The organism is Wenyingzhuangia sp. IMCC45467, from assembly GCF_054111205.1.
Genome location: NZ_CM134196.1, coordinates 2,959,862 through 2,981,514 on the forward strand (window position 1 = coordinate 2,959,862; position 21,653 = coordinate 2,981,514).

Consider the following 21,653-nt stretch of genomic DNA (forward strand, 5'->3'; position numbering starts at 1 on the left):
CTTAGATGAAGAAATTTATCCAAACTATAAAAGACATTTGGTCTATCGACGAGTTAAAAACTAAAATCCTTTTAACATTAGGTTTGATGGCTGTATACAGATTTATGGCACAGGTAACACTACCTGGAATAGATCCTCAACAGTTAACAGCTTTAGGCGATAAAACATCAGATGGACTTTTAGGTTTATTAAGCGCATTTACAGGTGGTGCATTCTCAAGAGCTTCTATAATGGCTCTTGGGATTATGCCATATATATCAGCATCTATTGTAGTTCAGTTAATGGGGATTGCAGTTCCTTATTTACAAAAATTGCAGAAAGATGGTGAAAGCGGAAGAAATAAGATCAATCAAATCACACGTTGGTTAACAATAGGAATTACTATTGTACAAGGTGGAGCTTATTTAACAAGTTTACCTTCTTTAGGTATTCCTGCTGAAGCTTACCTTTTAGGTCAAGGTGGAATGTTCTGGATTTCTTCAATGATTTTATTGACTGCAGGTACAGTTTTTGCAATGTGGCTAGGTGAGCGTATTACTGAAAAAGGAATAGGTAATGGTATTTCATTATTAATTATGATTGGTATTATAGCTAGATTCCCAGGTGCATTTATGCAAGAATTTATTTCTAAATATGATGCTGGTTCAGGAGGATTTATGATGATCCTTTTAGAAATTGTAGTATGGTTGTTAATTATTTTAGCAAGTATATTATTAGTAACAGCAGTTAGAAAAATTGCAGTTCAGTATGCAAGACGTACTGTGGTTGGTAGTATAGATGATGCTCAAGGAGCAAGACAGTATATTCCACTAAAATTAAATTCTGCTGGAGTAATGCCTATTATCTTTGCACAAGCAATTATGTTTGTTCCAGGATTAGTAGCAAGAAATTCAGAAGGAACAGTACAAACAGTATTTAATGCATTATCTGATTTTAACGGATGGGGATACAATATTTTATTTTGTTTATTAATAATAGTGTTTAGTTATTTCTATACAGCTATTACAATTCCAACAAATAAAATGGCGGATGACCTTAAAAAAAGCGGTGGATTTATACCAGGAGTAAGGCCTGGAGTAGAAACTGCAGAAAAATTAGATAGTATTTTGTCAAAAATTACGTTACCTGGATCTATTTTCTTAGCTTTGCTGGCTGTTTTCCCAGCCATTGTAGTTCATTTCGGTGTTCAACAAAACTGGGCTCTGTTTTATGGAGGTACTTCGTTAATTATTATGGTAGGTGTTGCAATTGACACAATCCAACAAATTAACTCGTATTTGCTAAACAGACATTATGACGGTCTAATGAAAACTGGAACTAAAAGAAGAGCGACAATTTAATTATGGCAAAACAAGCGTCAATACAACAAGACGGTACAATTACTGAAGCATTATCTAACGCAATGTTTAGAGTTGAGTTAGAAAATGGTCATATTGTTACTGCACACATCTCGGGTAAAATGCGTATGCATTATATTAAATTATTGCCAGGAGATAAAGTTAAGTTAGAAATGAGTCCTTATGATTTATCTAAGGCTCGAATTACTTATAGATACTAAAATATCATTACGATGAAAGTAAGAGCATCAATAAAAAAGAGAAGTGCCGAGTGCAAGATTGTGCGTAGAAAAGGCAGATTATATGTAATCAATAAAAAGAATCCTAGATTCAAACAAAGACAAGGTTAGTTATGGCAAGAATTTCAGGTATTGACATTCCAAAGAACAAACGTGGTGTAATCGCGTTAACTTATATTTTTGGAATTGGTAAAACTAGAGCTAAAGAGATTTTAGCAAATGCTGGAGTAGATGAGAACATCAAAGTTCAAGATTGGACAGATGCTCAAATCGGAGCAATTCGTGAACAAGCAGGAACTTACACTATTGAGGGTGAGTTACGTTCAGAAATCCAAATAAACATCAAACGTTTGATGGATATTGGATGTTTTAGAGGAATCCGTCATAGAGCTGGGTTACCATTAAGAGGACAAAGAACTAAGAACAACTCTAGAACAAGAAAAGGTAAACGTAAAACTGTAGCGAACAAAAAGAAATAATTAAGTTATGGCTAAATCTAATACAAAGACCGCTAAAAAGCGTAAAGTTATTGTTGAGTCTGTTGGTGAAGCACACATTACAGCTTCATTTAACAACATCATCATTTCTTTAACAAATAAAAAAGGAGATGTAATTTCATGGTCTTCTGCAGGTAAAATGGGATTCCGTGGATCTAAAAAGAACACTCCTTATGCTGCACAAACTGCTGCTGAAGATTGTGCTGCTGTAGCACACGAAGCAGGTTTACGTAAAGTTAAAGTTTATGTAAAAGGACCTGGAAATGGAAGAGAATCTGCTATCCGTACTATTCACAATGCAGGAATTGAAGTGTCAGAAATCATTGATGTTACTCCATTACCACACAACGGATGTCGTCCTCCTAAAAGAAGAAGAATCTAATTTTATTTATTATTAACACTAAGTTAGCAATTAAGTTATCGAAGGACTAAGCCTTAATTCATAACTGCTAACTTTTTAATTTTTTTATTATGGCAAGATATAATGGACCTAAAACTAAAATTGCTCGTAAGTTTGGTGAAGCAATTTTTGGTGATGACAAGTCTTTTGAAAAACGTAACTACCCTCCTGGACAACACGGGTTGGCAAAGAAAAGAGCTAAACGTTCTGAATATTCTTTACAGTTACAAGAAAAACAAAAAGCAAAGTATACTTATGGTATTTTAGAGCGTCAATTCTCTAACTTATTTAAGAAAGCTTCTGCTAGTAAAGGTATTACTGGAGAGGTATTATTACAATTATGTGAATCTCGTTTAGATAACACAGCATTCCGTATGGGATTGTCTAATTCTAGAAGTGGAGCACGTCAATTAGTATCTCACAGACATATTACTGTTAATGGAGAAATCGTTAACATTCCTTCTTACCAATTGAAGCCTGGTGATGTTGTTGGTGTAAGAGAAAAATCTAAATCACTTTCAGTTATTGAGAATAGTATTGCTAACTCTTCTGCTGTTTATGAGTGGTTAACTTGGAACAATGATACTAAAACAGGAACTTTTGTAGCTGCTCCTGAAAGAATTCAAATTCCAGAAAACATCAAAGAGCAATTAATCGTCGAGTTGTACTCGAAATAATAATTAGACACCAGTTAACTATGGCAATTTTAAATTTTCAGAAACCAGACAAAGTTATCATGATCGAATCTACCGACTTTGAAGGTAAATTCGAGTTCAGACCGTTAGAACCAGGTTTTGGTTTAACAGTTGGTAATGCTTTAAGAAGAGTATTATTATCGTCTTTAGAAGGTTTCGCTATTACATCTTTACGCATCGAGGGAGTAGAACATGAGTTTTCTACTGTACAAGGTGTTGTGGAAGATGTTACTGAAATCATCCTAAACTTAAAGCAAGTTCGTTTTAAGCAACAGATTGAAGACACAGATAAGGAAACTGTTTCCGTATCTGTATCAGGTCAGAACCAAATTACTGCTGGTGATATTCAAAAATTTACTTCAGGTTTTCAAGTTTTAAACCCTGATTTAGTTATATGTAACTTAGATAGCGCTGTAGCTGTAAGTTTTGATATTACTATTGAAAAAGGTAGAGGATTTGTTCCTGCTGAAGAAAATAAAAAAGTAAATGTGCCTTTAGGAACTATTTTTACTGATTCTATTTACACTCCTATAAAGAATGTTAAATATGCAGTAGAAAACTACCGTGTAGAACAAAAGACAGACTACGAAAAATTAGTTTTTGACGTTGTTACAGATGGATCAATTAACCCTAAAGATGCATTAACAGAAGCTGCTAAAATTTTAATTCACCACTTTATGTTATTCTCTGACGAGCGTATCACTTTAGAGGCGGATGAAATTGCTAGAACAGAAACATATGATGAGGAATCTTTACATATGAGACAGTTATTGAAAACCAAATTGGTTGATATGGACTTGTCTGTAAGAGCCTTAAATTGTTTAAAAGCAGCAGAAGTTGAAACGTTAGGAGATCTTGTATCATTTAACAAAAATGACTTAATGAAATTTAGAAACTTTGGTAAAAAATCTTTAACGGAGTTAGACGAATTGGTAAACGTTAAAAATTTACATTTCGGAATGGATTTAAGTAAATATAAATTAGACAAAGACTAAACCCCTTTCATATTTTGCTCCTCAAAATGAGTTGATGCAAGATGAAAGCTAAAATCATTTACAATGAGACACGGAAAGAAATTTAACCACTTAGGTAGAAAAACTGCACATAGAAATGCAATGTTGGCTAATATGGCTTGTTCTTTAATAGAACACAAGCGTATTAACACAACAGTTGCTAAAGCTAAGGCTTTACGTCAGTTTGTAGAACCAATCATAACAAAATCTAAAGAAGATACTACACATAATCGTAGAGTTGCTTTTTCTTATTTGAAAAACAAATATGCTGTTACTGAGTTATTCCAACAGATTGCTGTTAAAGTGGCTGATAGACCAGGAGGTTATGTTCGTATTATTAAGTTAGGAAATCGTCAAGGAGATAACGCTTCTATGGCAATGATTGAATTGGTTGATTATAACGAAATTTATAACCCTAACGGTGCTAAGAAGAAGAAAACTACTCGTAGATCTAAGAAAAAAGCTGATGCTCCTCAAACAGAAGCAGCTGCAGAATCAACAGAAACTACTGAAGAGTAATCATGATTTACTTCTAGTAAAATATATAAAGGATAAACTATTTAATAGTTTATCCTTTTTTTATATTTGCAAAAATATTTTTACAAACATTCTTTGTTGAAAGCTAAGGTGATACACCTCCACCCAACAATAAAAACAACTTTTATGAAGTACAAAGAATTAAAGAAAGCAATTTTATTATTAGAAGATGGAACTATCTTTGAAGGAAAGTCTGTAGGTATTGAAGGTACTACAATTGGTGAAGTATGCTACAATACAGGTATGACCGGTTATCAAGAAATTTTTACAGATCCATCTTATTTTGGTCAAATCATGGTAACTACCAATGCACATATTGGTAACTATGGAGTAAACGATGACGAAGTAGAGTCTGGAGGAATTAAAATTGCTGGTTTAGTATGTAGAAATTTTAGTTATGAATACTCAAGAGACCGTTCTAATGGATCTTTAGAAGAGTATTTAAAAAAACACGGATTAATTTCTATTACTGATGTAGACACCAGAGCAGTTGTTAGCTATATTAGAAAACACGGAGCTATGAATGCTTTAGTTTCTACTGAAGTTGATAACATCGAAGGTTTAAAAGCTAAATTGGCAGAAGCTCCTAGTATGAAAGGGTTAGATTTGGCTTCTGTAGTATCTACCAAAGAACCTTATTTTTATGGTGATGAAAACGCAAAATATAAAGTATCTGCTTTAGATTTAGGAATCAAAAGTAATATTTTAAGAAATTTAGCAAAAAGAGATTGTTACATTAAAGTTTTCCCATGTACTGCTTCTTTTGATGACATGGCAGCTTTTAATCCTGATGGATATTTCTTGTCTAATGGACCTGGAGATCCAGAGCCTTTAACAAATGTACAAGAATTAGCAAAAACTATAATAGATAAAGATTTATCTTTATTTGGTATTTGCTTAGGACATCAAATTATAGCATTATCTCAAGGAATTGGTACTTATAAAATGCATAATGGTCATAGAGGAATTAACCATCCTATTAAAAACCTAGTAAGCGGTAAAGGAGAAATAACTTCTCAAAACCATGGATTTAATGTTGTTAGAGAAGATGTTGAGAAAACAGACAATGTTGAAATTACACATGTGCACTTAAATGACAATACAGTTGCAGGTTTGGCTATTAAAGGAAAAAAAGTGTTTTCTGTACAATACCATCCAGAAGCAGGACCTGGTCCAAATGATGCTACTTATTTGTTTGATCAGTTTATTGAAAACATGAAAAAATAATTCATTTAATAAAAAAGCCATTTCAAACTGAAATGGCTTTTTTATTAATCTAGTAAAGAAGGATCTATATAAACATTAAAGTCTTTTAATTCTTCTAAATGTTCTTTATAATTAAAGGCAGCTTTGCTAAATGCTTGTCTTCTTTGTTTATTGGTTTCTAACCTGCTTTTAGATCGAATAAAACGCCTAACGTCTTCAGAATTTCTTAATTTTAATTTAGGCACTGTTACATTTTCTCCATCTGAAGTTTTGGCAACCATTACAAAATAAGATGAATTACAATGCTTTTTTACACCTGTTTGAATGTTTTCAGATACTACTCTAATTCCTACAGTCATAGATGTTTTTCCTACATAATTTACCCTGGCTTTTAGAGTTAAAAATTCACCAACTTCTACAGGGTTTAGAAAATTAACTGTATTTACAGATGCTGTTACGCAATATGCACCAGAATATTTAGAGGCACAGGCAAAGGCAATCTGATCCATTAAATTTAAAATATAACCTCCGTGAATTTTACCACTAAAGTTAGAATTTAAGGGTTTCATTAATTCTGTAATCTCAACGGCAGAATCTTGTGGGCTTTTAATAAGTGTATCCATGATGTACAAACTTTATATATTATGGCAAATATACGTAAAAATTACGTATATATACGTAGTTTAAATATTTATGTAGTTTTAGAAATTATATTGTAGTTTTATTGCGAAGATAAGTCTTTACATTTATGAGGTTAATAAAATTTAAGTATTATGTTAAAAATGTCTTTTTAGACATAGTACCAAGAAGTTGTTTTTCTAAAAACATAAAACATAAAGGTTTTAATTTGTCTGAAAGAGTTGATTATTACAATAAACTTGCTAATACTTATCATCTTAAAAATTCTGTAGATATCCAGGGGTTTAAAAGGCCTAAAAAGTTAAAAACTTATTATTTTGATTTAATTGAATCACTTAGATATTTCCCCAAAAACTATAAGTTTGATTATGAATTTGGAGATGTAACAGAAGTTCCTAATCAACCTTGTTTTGTGAAAAGTAGACCTATAGTTGATGATAACCAAAATTCAATTTTACTGAAATTAAATAAGGTTAGGCATTTTAAATTTGTGAAAGATAAAATTAGATATGTAGATAAGATAGATATGATGGTGGGAAGGGCTAAAATATTTGCATATCACCCTCATAGAATTGATTTTTATAAAAAATATTTTAAGAATCCTTTGTGTGATTTAGGAGCAGTGAATTCTCCTCAGGTACCAGCAGAATGGAGCACTCCTAAACTATCAATTCAAGAACATTTAAAGTATAAATTCATTCTGTCTTTGGAAGGAAATGATGTGGCAACAAATTTAAAGTGGATCATGTCATCAAATTCCATTGCAGTGTCTCCAAAGCATAAATTTGAAACTTGGTTTATGGAAGGAACCTTAATTCCCGACTACCACTTTATATGTATTAAAGATGATTACTCAGATTTAGAAGAAAAATTAAATTATTATATAAAGCATACTGATAAGGCTTTGGAAATTGTTAAAAATGCCAATAATTATGTAAAACAATTTAAAGATTTAAAAACAGAAAAAGCTATTGCTCATAAAGTGGTAAAAAAATATTTTGACTTACAAGAAAATTGAATCAATCAAACTTTTTAGCTTCTTCCCAATAAACATCCATTTCTTCTAAACTAAGATCGGTAAGTTTAATGCCTTTTTTCATGGTATTGTCTTCTAGGTATTCAAAACGTTTCTTAAACTTTCTATTAGTTCGTTCTAATGCGTTTTCGGGGTTAATTCCAATAAGTCTAGCATAGTTTACCATAGAGAACAAAACATCGCCAAATTCTGCTTCTATACGCTTTTTATCTCCTTTTTCTATTTCTTCATTTAACTCTCCTAGTTCTTCTTGAACTTTTTCCCAAACTTGATCTGGATGTTCCCAATCAAAACCCACGGCCGAAACTTTTTCCTGAATTCTATTGGCTTTTACCAAAGCAGGCAAAGAGTTTGGAACTCCTTGTAAAAGGGAAACATTGCCTTTTTCCTTTAGTTTTAATTCTTCCCAGTTTTTCTTTACATCTTCTTCGTTATCAACATTTACATCACTATAAATATGAGGATGTCTGTGAATTAATTTTTCTGATATAGCAGTAGCCACATCACCTATGTCAAAACTGTTGGTTTCACTACCTATTTTTGAATAAAAGGCAATGTGAAGTAGTAAATCTCCAAGTTCCTTTTTAATTTCATTTAAATCATTGGCAAGAATAGCATCGGCAAGTTCGTAAGTTTCTTCTATGGTTAAATGTCTAAGAGATTCTAAAGTTTGTTTTTTATCCCAAGGGCATTGTTCCCTAAGTTCATCCATAATGGTTAACAAACGATCTATAGCGGCTAATTGATTTTTTCTGGTGTTCATGTTTCTTAAAAATTGTGTGGTTTGCCAAAGGTAAAAAGTAGAAGGTGTATTTAAAGACTTAAATAAAAAAAGCTGTTAACATAAAAGTTAACAGCTTTTTTATGAAAACAAACAATTGTTTGTTATGCTTCGTTCTGAGCTTCTTCTAATTTTTTTAAGTCTTCTTTAATACTTTCAAAATCAAATTCGGCATTGACTAAAATATTGTACCATTGTACTACTTTTTTGATGTTTGAAACGTATACACGCTCTTCATCATACTCAGGTAATACTTCGCTAAATAAAGCTGTTAATTCGTTATTTGGAGCTTTATGGCTCAACCCTTCTTTACCTTCAAATTTTTCATGAATAGATAAAAATACCTGTCCTAAAGGAATTTCAGTTTCATAAGTATAAATTCCGATATCACTTAAAACACTTACGTTTTGAGTGTTTTTAACTGGTGATTTTTTTCCATCTAACAAACTAGTAGTGATAAAACCACCTTTGGTTTGTCCTAAAATTTCATATAATCCTGGTTTTCCAGCAATTGCAATTACTTTTGTTAAACTCATTTTATTTGTTTTTTAGTTATCTTTTTTTGGCACTGTAGTAGCGCATTCTATAATCTGCTCCAATTTTCCCTTTAGAAATGTTTTCTAATTTCTTTTTAATCAATCTCTTTTTTAAAGACGATACTTTGTCTGTAAACAAAATTCCTTCAATATGGTCGTATTCGTGTTGAAAAACCCTAGCAGCTAATCCACTATAAGTTGCTTTGTGAGTTTCAAAATTTTCATCTTGATAGGTAACGTGAATAATATCATTTCTCCAAATTTCTTCTCTTACTTCAGGAATACTTAAACACCCTTCTTCAAATGCCCATTCATCACCTTCTTCAGATTCTATTTTAGCGTTGATGAATACTTTTCTAAAATTTTTTAGAACCTCTTTTTCTTCTGGCTCCAAGTCTTCATCTTCAGCAAAAGGAGTAGCATCAATCACAAATAAGCGTAATGATTTTCCTATTTGTGGAGCTGCCAAACCAACACCGTTTGCGTTTTCCATGGTTTCCCACATATTGGCAATTAAGGTTGTTAGTTCAGGATAGTCTTTGTCTATTTCTTTTCCTACTTTTCTTAAGACAGGATCTCCGTAAGCGATAACAGGTAAAATCATAATAGTATTCTAAAAATTTGGTTGGGCAAAAGTACAAAGAATAGCTTTATACTTTGATATAACAGCAATAAAAAAGCCAAAGTGATGTAGAACTTTGGCTTGGTAATGTTTTTTAAAAGTTTTTTGATGTTAAAATTTTGTCTTTGATAGATGCTTAACCAGTTGAGAACATTTAGACAAATTTAAGAATTACAATTATTTTAACTGTATTTTAGTAAATACCATTCAATGGTTTTTACTATTCCCGATTCAAAGTTTTCATCTGCTTTCCAGTTTAATTCTGTTTCAATTTTAGTGGCATCAATGGCATAACGTCTATCGTGACCAGCTCTGTCTTCTACATAATTAATTAACTTTTTATAGCTGTTTTCTTGTGGTTTTAATTCATCTAAAATTTCACAAATTTTATTTGCGATGTAGTTGTTATTCCTCTCATTTCTTCCTCCAATATTGTAAACTTCTCCAGAAGTTCCTGTGTGGTAAGCCAAATCTATTCCTTTACAATGATCTAGTACATACAACCAATCACGAATATTTTTTCCATCACCATAAATAGGAATGTTTTCACCATTTAATGCTTTTCTAATAACGGTTGGAATTAATTTTTCATCGTGTTGCTGTGGTCCATAATTGTTAGAACAATTGGTAATAACAGTGTTCATTCCGTAGGTGTGATGGTAACTTCTTACCAACATATCACTACTAGCTTTTGAAGCACTATATGGTGAGTTTGGAGCATAAGGAGTTGTTTCGGTAAACAAACCAGTTTCACCTAAAGTACCGTAAACTTCATCGGTAGAAACGTGTAAAAATCTACAATTTTCAAAGCCTTGTTTATAAGTAAAAGGTTTTTCCATCCAAAACTTATAAGCCACATCTAACAAGGTAAAAGTTCCGTTTACATTGGTTTCTATAAATACTCCAGGGTTAGATATGGAATTATCAACATGAGATTCTGCAGCAAAATGCAATACTCCTTGGATGTTGTATTCTGAAAAGATATTTTCTATTAGTTTTCTATCACAAATATCTCCTTTGATAAAAGTATGTCTTGGGTGATTTTTAACTTCAGTTAAATTTTCTAGACTTCCTGCATAGGTTAATTTATCTAAACTGATTAGGTGATAATCTGTGTGGTTTTTTATAAAATGATAGATAAAATTAGAACCTATGAATCCGGCAGTTCCTGTAACTAGTATATTTTTCATTTTTATTTTTTATTGAAGGTGTTCGAGCGGAGTTGATAACTGATTTTTAAATTTACAAATCACATCTCGATTTCTCTTGATGACCGTATTATAACTTTTTTAAACAGTTGGCGAGTGATGTTTTCCAATGTGGAATTTCAATTCCAAAGGTGTTTTTAATTTTAGATTTATTCATTACACTATACAGAGGTCTTTCTGCAGCAGTTGGATAATCTTTTGTTTCTATAGGTAACACCTTGCAGTTGGTATTGGTTTGATGAAAGATTTCAAAAGCAAAATCGTACCAAGAACAAATACCTTCATTTGAGTAATGGTATATTTCTACTCGGTCATTGGTTACTTTAGGAAGAATTTCTATAATTGTTTTTGCCAAATCATGAGCATAGGTAGGACTCCCTATTTGATCTGCAATAATGGTTAACTGCTCTCTAGTTTTGGCTAACTTTAACATGGTTTTTACAAAGTTGTTTCCAAAAGTAGAGTACACCCAAGAGGTTCTAATGATGATAGAGTGTTTAGGATTGATCTCAATCATGGCTTGTTCTCCCAACCATTTTGTTTTTCCATAAACGTTTATAGGGTTGGTTATATCATCTTCTTTATATGGTGTAAAACTGTTTCCGTTAAACACATAATCTGTGGAAGTATGAATGAATTTAATATTTAATTCTTTAGCAACCGTACTTAGGTTTATTGTAGCTATATGGTTAACAGCATTACAAATATCAGTTTGTTCTTCGGCTTTGTCTACGGCCGTATAGGCAGCACAATTAATAATTGTTTTGATGAGATTGATACTACAAAACTCGCGTACTTTTTCTACGTCTGTAATGTCTAAATTGGTTACATCTGTAAAAAAGAAAGTGTGTTGGTTATAATTTTTAGAAAGCTTTTGAATTTCTGATCCTAATTGACCATTAGCTCCTGTAACTAAAATATTATTCATAATAGTTGGTGTTAAAATCAAACAAATCAGCGTTTTCTATGGTTGGGTTTTTTAAATCTTTATCAGACAATAGCAATTCATCTGGATTTAATTTCCAATCAATATTTAAAGAAGGATCATCAAAAGCAATTCCTCTTTCATTATCAAAACTATAAAGAGCATCTACTTTATAGCTAAAAATGGCAGTATCACTCAATACTACAAAACCATGAGCAAACCCTTTAGGCACTAATAACTGTTTTTTGTTTTCGGCAGATAACTCTACTGCAATGTGTTGTCCAAAAGTAGGAGATCCTTTTCTGATATCTACTGCCACATCTATTACTTTTCCTTGAATAACTCTTACCAGTTTTGTTTGAGCAAATTTTCCTACTTGATAATGTAATCCTCTAAGAACGCCTTTTGTTGAAGCGGATTCATTGTCCTGACAAAAATTTATTTTATACCCTAAAAAATCAGTTAAAGTGTTTTCTTTAAAAGATTCCATAAAATATCCTCTGTGGTCTCCAAAAACTTTGGGCTCACAAATAATAATATCAGGGATTTCGGTACGTGTATATTTCATTTATTTTTTTGCTCTTCTAATTAAATACTGACCGTATTCATTTTTTTTCATTTCTTGTCCTAAGGCTAGTAACTGCTTTTGGTTTATATAGCCTTGTTCATAGGCAATCTCTTCTATACAAGCTACTTTTAACCCTTGTCTTTTTTCTATGGTGTGAATAAAGTTAGAGGCTTCTAGCATAGATTCGTGTGTACCCGTATCTAGCCAAGCATAACCACGTCCCATTACCTGTACATTTAGTTCTTGTTTTTTTAAATAAGCCTGATTTACGCTGGTAATTTCTAATTCACCTCTTTCACTAGGGACTATAGCTTCGGCTATTTTTATAACGTTATTAGGATAAAAATACAGACCAGAAACCGCATAATTACTTTTAGGTTTTTTAGGTTTTTCTTCAATACTTAAAGCTGTTTTGTTTTGGTCAAACTCAACCACACCATAACGTTCAGCATCATTAACATAATATCCAAAAACAGTAGCTTTGTTTTCTTGTTTTGCACTTTGAATAGCATTGGTTAAAAGACGGATAAACCCTTGTCCGTAAAATATATTATCTCCTAAAATTAAAGCGACATCATCATTTCCAATAAATTCTTTACCAATAATAAAAGCTTGTGCCAGTCCTTCTGGTTTAGGTTGCACAGCGTAGGTAAGTGTAATTCCTATTTGAGAACCATCACCTAAAAGATTTACAAACCTTTCTTGATCTTCGGGTGTGGTAATAATAAGAATTTCTTTAATTCCAGCGAGCATCAATACCGAAAGTGGGTAGTAAATCATAGGCTTGTCATAAATTGCCAATAATTGTTTTGAAGTTGCTTTGGTAAGGGGATACAATCTGGTTCCAGATCCTCCTGCTAGAATAATTCCTTTCATTTATTTTGTTTTTATAAAATTGAGGTAGTTGTTTTGTTGATACTCAAACGCCCACTTATTACCTATGTATTTTTTTTTAGGTTGTTTTAAAACTTCAAATATTTGATTTGGAGTAATGTTATAAAAATAAGATGTTTCTTTAAACTCTTTAATTGATGAAAAACTTTGTTCAAGTAACATTGTTTTTTTAAATGCGTATGCCCAATTATAAGTGCCTGTGATTTTATTTTTAATATACTTGTTAAAAAAGGGATTATTAGGATGTATTAGCGGTAATATAAAATCAGCATTTTCTATATATTGGTTAAATTCATAATCTTGAATATAGGTTTTAAAAAAAAGAAAATTATTCAGAAATTTATTTTTTAAGACCGTTTGCATAAATTCAATTCCATCTTTAGTGTTAATGTTTCCTAGAATAATAAATTTAATGTTTTTAGGAATCTCAAGGTTTAATAAAAAAAGATAATCTCTTCTATCAAACTCTATTTTTCCAGGAATAACTATCCAAGTTTCGTTTTCGGGTTTGATTATTTTTTTAGAACCTTCAGTTTTTTCACAAAAGATAGTGTAAATACTTTGTATTGGGGTTTTTGTTAGTTTTTCGGTAACTATATTTTGTTTTACAAAATCACTCAGTACAAAATAACCACTAATTTTATAACTAATATATTTTTGTTTTATGCTTTTTTTTAGTCTGTTAGGATTGTGTAGGATTCCCCAAAAAGAAATCTGTTTATTAAATAAAAACAATAATAAAAACTTGTATATTTTTCTTTCGGCAGAGTTAAAGATTACTTTATTTATTTTTTCTTTAATCAAATACTGCTTAACAAATTGATTTGTTTTTTTATCTCCTAAATCAATATTAATAAGGGTTATGTTGGAAATGTTTGTTAGGTCTTCGGTGTTTTTTTTGTTTAGAAACACCGTGATTTGATAATAATTTTGTAAAAATAATATTTGACTGAATAAACATTCTCCATGAGATTGATCAAATTCAATTAGTGCAATTTTGGGTAAATTTAGAGTGTTTTTATTCATTAAAAAATAGGTTTACTAAAAATTATAGCGTATCTAAATACCCTTGTAAAATAATGGTAGCACTAATTTTATCAACCAATCCTTTATTTTGTCTTTTTTTCTTTCCAATGCCGCTAGCAATCATAGTATCAAAAGCCATTTTAGAGGTAAAACGTTCATCAAACCTAACAATGGGAATATTATATGTACTATCTAATTTTTTAATAAACTCTTTAATATGCATTTCGCTTTCGCTTTCTAAACCATTCATTTGCTTAGGTTCTCCAACCACAAATACCTCAACAGTATTTTTTTTTAAGTACTGATTTAAATAGCTAAAAATTTCCTTGGTAAGAACGGTGTCTAAACCAAAAGCCATCATTTTTAAATCATCAGTTTCGGCTAACCCTGTTCGTACAGTTCCGTAATCAAAAGCTAATATTTTAGGCATGTATAGTTATTGTGAAAAAGATGAATTAAAAAAGTTGTTTAGAAGTATGGTTACTAACAAGTAGTTGAATATTGGGTAAAGATAAAAAAAACTTTATGTTTTTGATATAACGTACCGTTTTTAAACATAGTTATCTACGTTATATTAATGTTTATATTTTTTATGAGATTGTTTGATTTGATTATTTATATATATTTACAAGTGTTGTTCCCCTGCCTTCCCCGATAGTTAAAAAAATTGTAATGAATGTTGTTCTTGTTGAGTTTAATTCACATCATGATGAATGTATTTATTCTCAGGTTGCGTTTTTAAAATCTTTACCAGAAGTAAAGTTGTTTTTGATTTCTAACTATAGGTTAGAGGGAAGAATTGGTTATTTAAAAGAGTTTGAAGATGTCTTAATGGTTAGAAGTAATCAATGGGGTGTTGGATATTTAAAAATTATTAATTTTTTAAATAAGCATAATATTCACAAAGTAGTTTTTAATACTGTTTCAGGCAAATCTGTTCGTAATTTACTTATGATTTGTTCTAAAACAAAGAGAGGTTATTATGGTGTTTTACATAACCTTAAAGATCTTAAGGATACGAAGTATAGACATACCTATAAAACAGTTAATTCTTTTTTATTGTTAAATGATTATTTACTTGAGAATCATAATACAAATCCTGTATTAAAAGCAAATTTTGAGTCTTTTTATCCTATTTTTTTTAAAGAACATAGAAGTATTGAGTTAAATAAAAAGGAAGGAGAAATATGGATTACGATTCCTGGGAAAATGGAATTAAAACGAAGAAATTATATACAATTATTTGAGTTTTTTAAAGCTGGAAACTTAAATAAGAATATAAAACTTATTTTTCTTGGTAAAAGTGATCAGAACCTATCAAAAGAGTTTGAGGCACACGATTTAAATAAAAATTGTATATTTTGGGATGGTTTTATAGATAACGATCTCTTTCATTCTTACCTCCAAAAGAGTGATTATATTTTACCTATAATTCATAACAAACACCTTTTGAGAGGTGATTATAAATATAAGATATCGGGTTCGTTCAACTTAGCTTTTTCTTATCGTATACCTATGATATTAGATTCGTTCTTTTATCAATTTGAGGATTTTAAATCAACAGCAGTGTTTTACGAGAAAGAAGAGAATTTAATTGATGTTTTGAATCAACTTAAAAAACCTCAATGTCAATTTAATAAGAAAAAATGGAGTTTTGAATTTCAACAAGATAAGTATATAAATTTCTTAAATTGTAAAATGTAATTTTTTGTAAACAGTATTTTGTTGGAGGTTTCTATTATAGGGGTAATAGCTTGTTTTTATTGATGTATACTTATTGTTAAGTTTATTTTAAATAAGAAAAGATTCAATATATTGCGAACCAGAAACAGTTTACAAATAGTAAATATGTTGCCATAAAATAAAAAAAATGAAATTAGGTTTTGATGCCAAAAGAGTGTTTCATAACACAACAGGTTTAGGAAATTATAGTAGAGATACGTTAAGGATTTTGGTAAATCAATTCTCAGTAAATAAATATTTTTTATACAATCCCAAACCAGGTAGGGTTGATAGACTTGTGTTAACATCTAACATGGTTTTGTGCATGCCAAAAGCTAAGGTATGGCAAAAGTTAAGTTCTTTATGGAGGCAAAAGGCTATAGTTAAAGATTTAATAGCCGATAAAATTGAAATTTATCACGGATTGACCAACGAATTACCCATTGGAATTGAAAAGACAAAAATTAAATCTGTAGTAACTATTCACGATTTAATTTTTGTAAGATATCCTGAATTGTATTCTTATATTGATGGTAAAATCCATTTTAAAAAGTTTAAAAGAGCGGCTCAAGTTGCTGATAAAGTGATAGCCATAAGTGAACAAACTAAAAATGATATTGTAGAGTTTTTAAATATTCCTGCTAATAAAATAGAGGTGGTTTATCAAGGTTGCCATGCATCTTTTAAGCAAACATATACAGAAGATGAAAAGCTAGAGGTTGCAACTAAATTTTCTTTGCCTAAGAATTATTTATTAAACGTAGGAACCATACAAGAGCGTAAAAACTTGTTAACCATTGTAAAAGCAATACAAGATACAGATCATCATTTGGTAGTGGTAGGGAAAGAAACCAATTATGCTGAAAAGGTAAAGGCTTTTATAGAGGCCAATCGCATGAAAGATAGAGTACATTTTTTACAAGGGGTAGCTATGAATGAATTGGCTATGATATATCAAATGGCAAATATTTTTATTTATCCTAGTATTTTTGAAGGATTTGGTATACCTATTGTGGAAGCACTGTATTCTAAAACTCCTGTAATATCATCAACAGGAAGTTGTTTTTCCGAAGCAGGAGGCCCTAATAGTATATATATAAATGCTTATGATGAAATTGCATTGCAAAAAGCAATTGTTAAAATTGAAGAAGATGTAGATTTGCAACAAAGCATGACTTTAAAAGGGTGGGAATATGCACAAAGGTTTAATGATAATTGTATTGGACAACAAATGATGAAACTTTATAAAGGTTTGTAAAATGAAAAAAACAATATGCTTTTTTAACTCTGTAAAAACATGGGGAGGTGGAGAAAAATGGCACTTAGAAATGGCTTCCTATTTACAGACAAAAGGATATCCTGTAATTGTATATTGTCAAAAAAATGGTGTATTACATCAAAAGTCTGTTGCAGCAGGTTTAGAGGTTAGGCTTGTGAATATTGAAAATTTAAGTTTTTTAAATCCTTTTAAAATTTATAAGCTGGTTAAATTATTTAGAAAAGATCAACCAGATATTTTAATACTTAATGCTTCTAAAGATATTAAAACAGGTGCTGTTGCAGCTAAATTAGCAGAAATAAATAAAGTAGTATATAGAAGAGGAAGTGCTATTCCTATTAAAGATACCTTTTTAAATAGATTTTACTTTAAGAATGTGTTAACTAATATGTTGGCAAATTCAGAAGAAACCAAAAGAACAGTAAATCAAAATAATACTTACTTGTTTCCAAAAGATAAAATTAAAGTAATTTATAACGGAATTCACCTAGAAAACTATTATCCTATAAAAAATAAAACAAAAGGAGAAACGTTAATTATAGGGAATTTAGGAAGGTTAGAATATCAAAAAAATCAAATGGCATTGTTAGATTTGGCCTTGGTTTTAAAATCTAAAAACTTAAATTTTAAATTACTAATAGGCGGAGATGGTCGATTGCTAAATGTTTTAAAAAATAAAGCAAAAGAGATAGGTGTAGAAGATGTTGTAGAATTTAAAGGGTATGTAGAGGATGTAAATGCATTTATGACTCAATTAGACCTTTTTGTATTAACCTCGCATTGGGAGGGGTTTGGGTATGTAATTGCAGAGGCTTCTTATCATTATAAGCCAGTAATTGCTTATAATGTAAGTAGTAATCCAGAAATAATAGACAATAATGTTACTGGGTATTTAATTGAAAAAGACAATTTGGAAGAATTGGCTAATAAAATTATAATATTAAATACAGATGATGCCTTGAGAGACACGATGGGTGTTAAAGGTCATGAATTTGTAAATCAATATTTTGATGCAGAGATTAATAACAAAAAGGTAGAAGCGTATTTAGAGTCTATATAAACAGAATATATCTTAATAAATGTTTGGTTATATATGATTTATTGAATAGTGTTGATATTATATTTGCAAAAAAAAGTGAATGACAAATAAAAAGAAGAAAATATTAATTGATCTAGAAAGACTACGTTACCCAAATTCGGGTATCGCTAATGTTTTTAAGAATTTAGCCTTGGGGATTTCAAAATTATCTCCATTGAATAATATTTCTGTATCTCTTTATGGACCTCTTATAACTATAGATGAATTAGGAACAAACTTTAAAATTAAACAAAGAGTTCCGGTTCATAAATTTAGACCTTTTTCTACATTTAAATTTGATTTGGTGCACACAAGTCATCAGTTGTCGTCTTATTTTCATTTTTTAAGAATCGGACAAAAAAAAGTGGTAACACTTCATGATTTAAATTTTATTCATGAAGATGTCTCTGATAAGAAAAAGACCAAAGGAATAAAAAGAATTGAAAAAAACATACGAAATGCAAATGTAATTGTGTGTATATCAGAATTCGCAAAACAAGATTTAGTTAATAATATTCACCTATTTAATTTTTATAAAAAACCAGTTATAAAAGTGGTTTATAATGGAATTAAATTTCCTGACCTAAATAAAAAATACAGTTTGGGAGATTATAATTTTTTAAAAGACAAAAAATATATTTTAAATATAGGGGTCTTGTTTCCTAAAAAAAATCAACTTTCTTTAGTGAAAATGTTACCATTTATTGAAGAAGATTTGGTTTTAGTATATTCAAGTGAAATCACACCCTACCTAAATGAAATTACAGATGAAATTGAAGTTTTAGGACTAAAAGAGCGAGTACATTTTTGTAATAACATTACTGATGATGAAAAATGGGCTTTGATTCAGAATGCTACTTCTATGTGTCATCCATCCATTGCAGAAGGATTTGGTATTCCTCCAATTGAAGCTATGGGATTTGGAAAACCAGTTTTTTTAAGTGATAGAACAAGTTTGCCAGAAGTAGGTGGAGAGGTAGCTTTTTATTTTAAAGATTTTGATACTCAAAAAATGGTTTCAGTTTATAAAAACGGGATGAATGCTTTTTATGAAAATCAATCTGAATTTAAGGATAAACTAATTGAAAGAGCTGCCAAGTTTGATTATACGGTGATGGCAAAAAATTACCTTGCTATTTATCAAGACTTATTGTTTTAAACCTTAAAAAAAGTATTTAATTTTTGATGAACGTTTTTTATGTTTAAACAGTCGTTAAAAAATATACTAGCTTCCGTAGATTTTTTGTTGTAAAAATCTACGTCTTTAAGTAAGCGGGTAATGTAGTTTGCAAAAATGTTGGGAGTGTTAGTGACTAAGCATCCATTGTTGGTTTTGTTTAATAGACCGTCTACACCTCTTTCGCTACAAACCACTGGAATTCCATAAGATAAAGATTCTACTACTTTAATTTTTAGTCCAGTACCACTAAGCATTGGACAGATGGTAATTTTACTTTTCTTATAAAAATCACTCAAATATTTAACTCTTTCTATCTTTGTTACATTGTCATAATCATCAATAAAATGAACAATTCTACCTACAATGGTTATGTTGATTTCTTTAGGGAGTAAAGGATAAACATTGTTAAAAAACCATTTTATTGATTGTGTGTTATGTGGGTTAGGACTCGCAACGTAAAATATATCTATAGAGGGTGTTATGTCCTTTAGTGCAGATTTGTTTTCTATTCCATGCGGAATTAATTCAATATTTTTATTCGGTAGAAATTGATTGAAAATAAATTTTTCTTCATTAGAAATAGCCCAAATTGAATCAAATTTATGTAATAGTTTAAGTTCTGTATTAAATAAATCTCCAATGTTTTTACATTTTTTATGATCCTTAAATTGAGCAGTAAAAAAATCATGAGTATCAACAATAGTAGTGGCTCCCTTTAAAAGTTTTTTATCACTAATAAATGGAGCAAATAATACGTATGAAATTAAAATGTAATCATAAGTGTTTTGTTTCAAAATATCCTCAAAATCTTTTTTTTGTCCTACTCCTAAACGAGTAAATAATCCGGTTTTATTTTTTATTTTATTAGGAATTGAGTGACCAAAAAGATAAGTAATACCACTTTTTTTTCTTTTTCTAATTAATGTGGCATTGTTTACTAGGTTAGAGTTTTGCAGTTTTAAAAGATCATTGTTGTTAAAAATTTGACTTGTTTCTCCAACAAAATCAACTGTAAAATTATGAGCCTTAAAATAATGTAATAATGTATTTACTCTAGCATTGTTTCCTTGGTTAATATCTAAAGGATTGTCTGGGTAAAAGAATAATATTTTAGGCATTACTTTAACATGTTTTTTAATTCATTCATTGATCTTAACTCCCAACTTTTGTGACAGCCAAACGCATGTGGGTTGTAGACATCTTCTGTTGCAAACTCTAAGGCAATATTAAAGGGAGCAATTTGAAAATGTTGTTCGGTTAAAATTCTTGACAAATATAAATCTTCAGGAATATAATTTTCTCTAATAATGTTTTGTTCTAGAATATTTAACATAGCTTTTTTAGAACGTATACTTAAGCCACCATTTCCTACTTCTGCTTTGTACGCTTGATAAAATTCTTTTTTCCAAGGGGCACCAATATAATCGTATGCTAAAAATTGTTTGTCTAATGGTTTAAAAGTAATTACATCTGTTTGAAAAACTAAGATATGTTCACTATCAATGTTCTGATAAAAACTTTTAGACAACATAATTTTATTATATCCTTCAATATCTAAGTTTTCAACATTCAAATTAATAAACTTTACGTTAGTATGTTCTTTTAAACAATCTTTAACAAAGTCTTTGTTTTCAGTACCGTGGTAAACATGTAAAGAAACGTTTAAGTGTTGTGTGTTTAAAATAACATTTTCTACCACAACTTTAAAATGTGGGTGTTTTCTAGCTTCTACAATTACAGCAGTAAAGTTAGACTCTTTAGCTATTTTTAGTATTGGGTTACCTTGTTTTTTAGGAAGTGTATGTTCTAGGTAATAATTCCAGTATTGTTTTCTATCAGCAATAAGCCCATCGTTTATTTTGGATAAGTATTTAATAATTTCAGGTTTTAGAAGTCTATCCTTTAAAACGTGTTTTTTTATTTCTTTTAACTGGTTGCGGGTGATGTCATCAGATAGATATCTCTTTGCCCATTTATTAATTTTTAAATAATGGAGGTAGCAGGTAATAAGTGTTTTTGTTTTGTTCATTTTAATAAGGCAAGATATCTATGGTTGTTTTAATTCAAAATCATATTGAAATTAAAGAAGCTAGAGTGCATTGAAAAGAATAAAAAAGTTGAATAGATGATAGGGGTGCAAAATACAATAATAAAATGTGCTATAAGAATTATGAGTGTTTTAAAGTAATAAGAGATACATGTAAGGTTTTTGATTTGGGAGAAGTATATTTGTGT

Annotated in this window: 26 protein-coding genes; 14 read left to right on the forward strand and 12 right to left on the reverse strand. The window is 30.1% G+C overall.

From position 1 onward, the window contains the following. Nucleotides 1-5 precede the first annotated feature (5 nt). From secY to carA, 9 genes are all read left to right on the forward strand, one after another. Complete coding sequence (secY, locus tag ACXGQT_RS12565; RefSeq protein ID WP_457828933.1) at nt 6-1,340, forward strand: preprotein translocase subunit SecY; 1,335 nt, start codon at nt 6-8, stop codon at nt 1,338-1,340. A 2-nt stretch (nt 1,341-1,342) separates the two neighbouring features. Next, complete coding sequence (infA, locus tag ACXGQT_RS12570; RefSeq protein ID WP_010137062.1) at nt 1,343-1,558, forward strand: translation initiation factor IF-1; 216 nt, start codon at nt 1,343-1,345, stop codon at nt 1,556-1,558. Between the two features lie 12 nt (nt 1,559-1,570). After that, on the forward strand, nt 1,571-1,687 hold the full coding sequence (gene ykgO, locus ACXGQT_RS12575) for a type B 50S ribosomal protein L36 (RefSeq protein ID WP_013621733.1): 117 nt from the start codon (nt 1,571-1,573) through the stop codon (nt 1,685-1,687). Nucleotides 1,688-1,689: 2 nt separating this feature from the next. Next, on the forward strand, nt 1,690-2,055 hold the full coding sequence (rpsM, locus tag ACXGQT_RS12580; protein ID WP_457828934.1) for a 30S ribosomal protein S13: 366 nt from the start codon (nt 1,690-1,692) through the stop codon (nt 2,053-2,055). A 7-nt stretch (nt 2,056-2,062) separates the two neighbouring features. Continuing rightward, nucleotides 2,063-2,455, forward strand: a complete 393-nt coding sequence (gene rpsK / locus ACXGQT_RS12585; protein ID WP_068827418.1) for a 30S ribosomal protein S11 — start codon at nt 2,063-2,065, stop codon at nt 2,453-2,455. Nucleotides 2,456-2,544: 89 nt separating this feature from the next. Next, on the forward strand, nt 2,545-3,150 hold the full coding sequence (gene rpsD / locus ACXGQT_RS12590) for a 30S ribosomal protein S4 (RefSeq protein WP_457828935.1): 606 nt from the start codon (nt 2,545-2,547) through the stop codon (nt 3,148-3,150). 20 nt (nt 3,151-3,170) lie between these two features. Further along, the gene (locus ACXGQT_RS12595; protein WP_073121997.1) at nt 3,171-4,163 is read left to right on the forward strand and encodes a DNA-directed RNA polymerase subunit alpha; all 993 of its coding nucleotides are present in this window, start codon (nt 3,171-3,173) and stop codon (nt 4,161-4,163) included. Between the two features lie 63 nt (nt 4,164-4,226). Next, a complete protein-coding gene (gene rplQ, locus ACXGQT_RS12600; protein ID WP_457828936.1) occupies nt 4,227-4,700 on the forward strand; it encodes a 50S ribosomal protein L17 in 474 nt (157 codons plus the stop codon). Between the two features lie 144 nt (nt 4,701-4,844). Then, complete coding sequence (gene carA, locus ACXGQT_RS12605; RefSeq protein ID WP_457828937.1) at nt 4,845-5,945, forward strand: glutamine-hydrolyzing carbamoyl-phosphate synthase small subunit; 1,101 nt, start codon at nt 4,845-4,847, stop codon at nt 5,943-5,945. A gap of 44 nt (nt 5,946-5,989) precedes the next feature. Here the strand turns inward: carA and ACXGQT_RS12610 are convergent, their stop codons facing one another. Beyond that, the gene (locus ACXGQT_RS12610; protein WP_457828938.1) at nt 5,990-6,547 is read right to left on the reverse strand and encodes an acyl-CoA thioesterase; all 558 of its coding nucleotides are present in this window, start codon (nt 6,545-6,547) and stop codon (nt 5,990-5,992) included. Nucleotides 6,548-6,672: 125 nt separating this feature from the next. Between ACXGQT_RS12610 and ACXGQT_RS12615 the strand changes: the two genes are divergently transcribed. Further along, nucleotides 6,673-7,581, forward strand: a complete 909-nt coding sequence (locus ACXGQT_RS12615) for a glycosyl transferase family 90 (RefSeq protein ID WP_457828939.1) — start codon at nt 6,673-6,675, stop codon at nt 7,579-7,581. 1 nt (nt 7,582) lies between these two features. On the opposite strand, the gene mazG is transcribed toward ACXGQT_RS12615, so the two are convergent. The 9 genes from mazG to ruvX form a co-directional block, all read right to left on the reverse strand. Next, nucleotides 7,583-8,362, reverse strand: coding sequence for a nucleoside triphosphate pyrophosphohydrolase (gene mazG / locus ACXGQT_RS12620; RefSeq protein WP_457828940.1), 780 nt, complete (start codon nt 8,360-8,362; stop codon nt 7,583-7,585). Nucleotides 8,363-8,484: 122 nt separating this feature from the next. Continuing rightward, nucleotides 8,485-8,916: a DUF5606 family protein gene (locus ACXGQT_RS12625; protein ID WP_457828941.1), complete on the reverse strand. Its 432-nt coding sequence runs from the start codon at nt 8,914-8,916 to the stop codon at nt 8,485-8,487. A 16-nt stretch (nt 8,917-8,932) separates the two neighbouring features. Next, nucleotides 8,933-9,520: a peptide deformylase gene (gene def / locus ACXGQT_RS12630; protein ID WP_457828942.1), complete on the reverse strand. Its 588-nt coding sequence runs from the start codon at nt 9,518-9,520 to the stop codon at nt 8,933-8,935. A 200-nt stretch (nt 9,521-9,720) separates the two neighbouring features. Then, entirely contained in the window at nt 9,721-10,728 is a 1,008-nt protein-coding gene (rfbB, locus tag ACXGQT_RS12635) for a dTDP-glucose 4,6-dehydratase (protein WP_457828943.1), read from the reverse strand. Between the two features lie 88 nt (nt 10,729-10,816). Beyond that, nucleotides 10,817-11,674, reverse strand: coding sequence for a dTDP-4-dehydrorhamnose reductase (gene rfbD, locus ACXGQT_RS12640; protein ID WP_457828944.1), 858 nt, complete (start codon nt 11,672-11,674; stop codon nt 10,817-10,819). Further along, nucleotides 11,667-12,239: a dTDP-4-dehydrorhamnose 3,5-epimerase gene (rfbC, locus tag ACXGQT_RS12645; protein ID WP_457828945.1), complete on the reverse strand. Its 573-nt coding sequence runs from the start codon at nt 12,237-12,239 to the stop codon at nt 11,667-11,669. Before rfbC ends, rfbD begins: the two co-directional genes overlap by 8 nt. Beyond that, on the reverse strand, nt 12,240-13,115 hold the full coding sequence (gene rfbA / locus ACXGQT_RS12650) for a glucose-1-phosphate thymidylyltransferase RfbA (protein ID WP_457828946.1): 876 nt from the start codon (nt 13,113-13,115) through the stop codon (nt 12,240-12,242). Continuing rightward, nucleotides 13,116-14,159, reverse strand: a complete 1,044-nt coding sequence (locus tag ACXGQT_RS12655) for a hypothetical protein (RefSeq protein ID WP_457828947.1) — start codon at nt 14,157-14,159, stop codon at nt 13,116-13,118. It lies immediately after the preceding gene. Between the two features lie 22 nt (nt 14,160-14,181). Next, on the reverse strand, nt 14,182-14,589 hold the full coding sequence (gene ruvX, locus ACXGQT_RS12660) for a Holliday junction resolvase RuvX (protein ID WP_457828948.1): 408 nt from the start codon (nt 14,587-14,589) through the stop codon (nt 14,182-14,184). Nucleotides 14,590-14,831: 242 nt separating this feature from the next. Between ruvX and ACXGQT_RS12665 the strand changes: the two genes are divergently transcribed. From ACXGQT_RS12665 to ACXGQT_RS12680, 4 genes are all read left to right on the forward strand, one after another. Then, a complete protein-coding gene (locus tag ACXGQT_RS12665; RefSeq protein WP_457828949.1) occupies nt 14,832-15,863 on the forward strand; it encodes a hypothetical protein in 1,032 nt (343 codons plus the stop codon). Between the two features lie 166 nt (nt 15,864-16,029). Then, entirely contained in the window at nt 16,030-17,139 is a 1,110-nt protein-coding gene (locus ACXGQT_RS12670) for a glycosyltransferase family 4 protein (RefSeq protein WP_457828950.1), read from the forward strand. A 1-nt stretch (nt 17,140) separates the two neighbouring features. Further along, entirely contained in the window at nt 17,141-18,220 is a 1,080-nt protein-coding gene (locus ACXGQT_RS12675) for a glycosyltransferase (protein ID WP_457828951.1), read from the forward strand. A 79-nt stretch (nt 18,221-18,299) separates the two neighbouring features. After that, on the forward strand, nt 18,300-19,397 hold the full coding sequence (locus ACXGQT_RS12680) for a glycosyltransferase family 4 protein (protein ID WP_457828952.1): 1,098 nt from the start codon (nt 18,300-18,302) through the stop codon (nt 19,395-19,397). On the opposite strand, the gene ACXGQT_RS12685 is transcribed toward ACXGQT_RS12680, so the two are convergent. Next, on the reverse strand, nt 19,394-20,536 hold the full coding sequence (locus ACXGQT_RS12685) for a glycosyltransferase (RefSeq protein ID WP_457828953.1): 1,143 nt from the start codon (nt 20,534-20,536) through the stop codon (nt 19,394-19,396). The two genes, ACXGQT_RS12680 and ACXGQT_RS12685, sit on opposite strands and share 4 nt — an antisense overlap. Next, a complete protein-coding gene (locus ACXGQT_RS12690; RefSeq protein WP_457828954.1) occupies nt 20,536-21,447 on the reverse strand; it encodes a DUF5672 family protein in 912 nt (303 codons plus the stop codon). Before ACXGQT_RS12690 ends, ACXGQT_RS12685 begins: the two co-directional genes overlap by 1 nt. Nucleotides 21,448-21,653 lie beyond the last annotated feature (206 nt).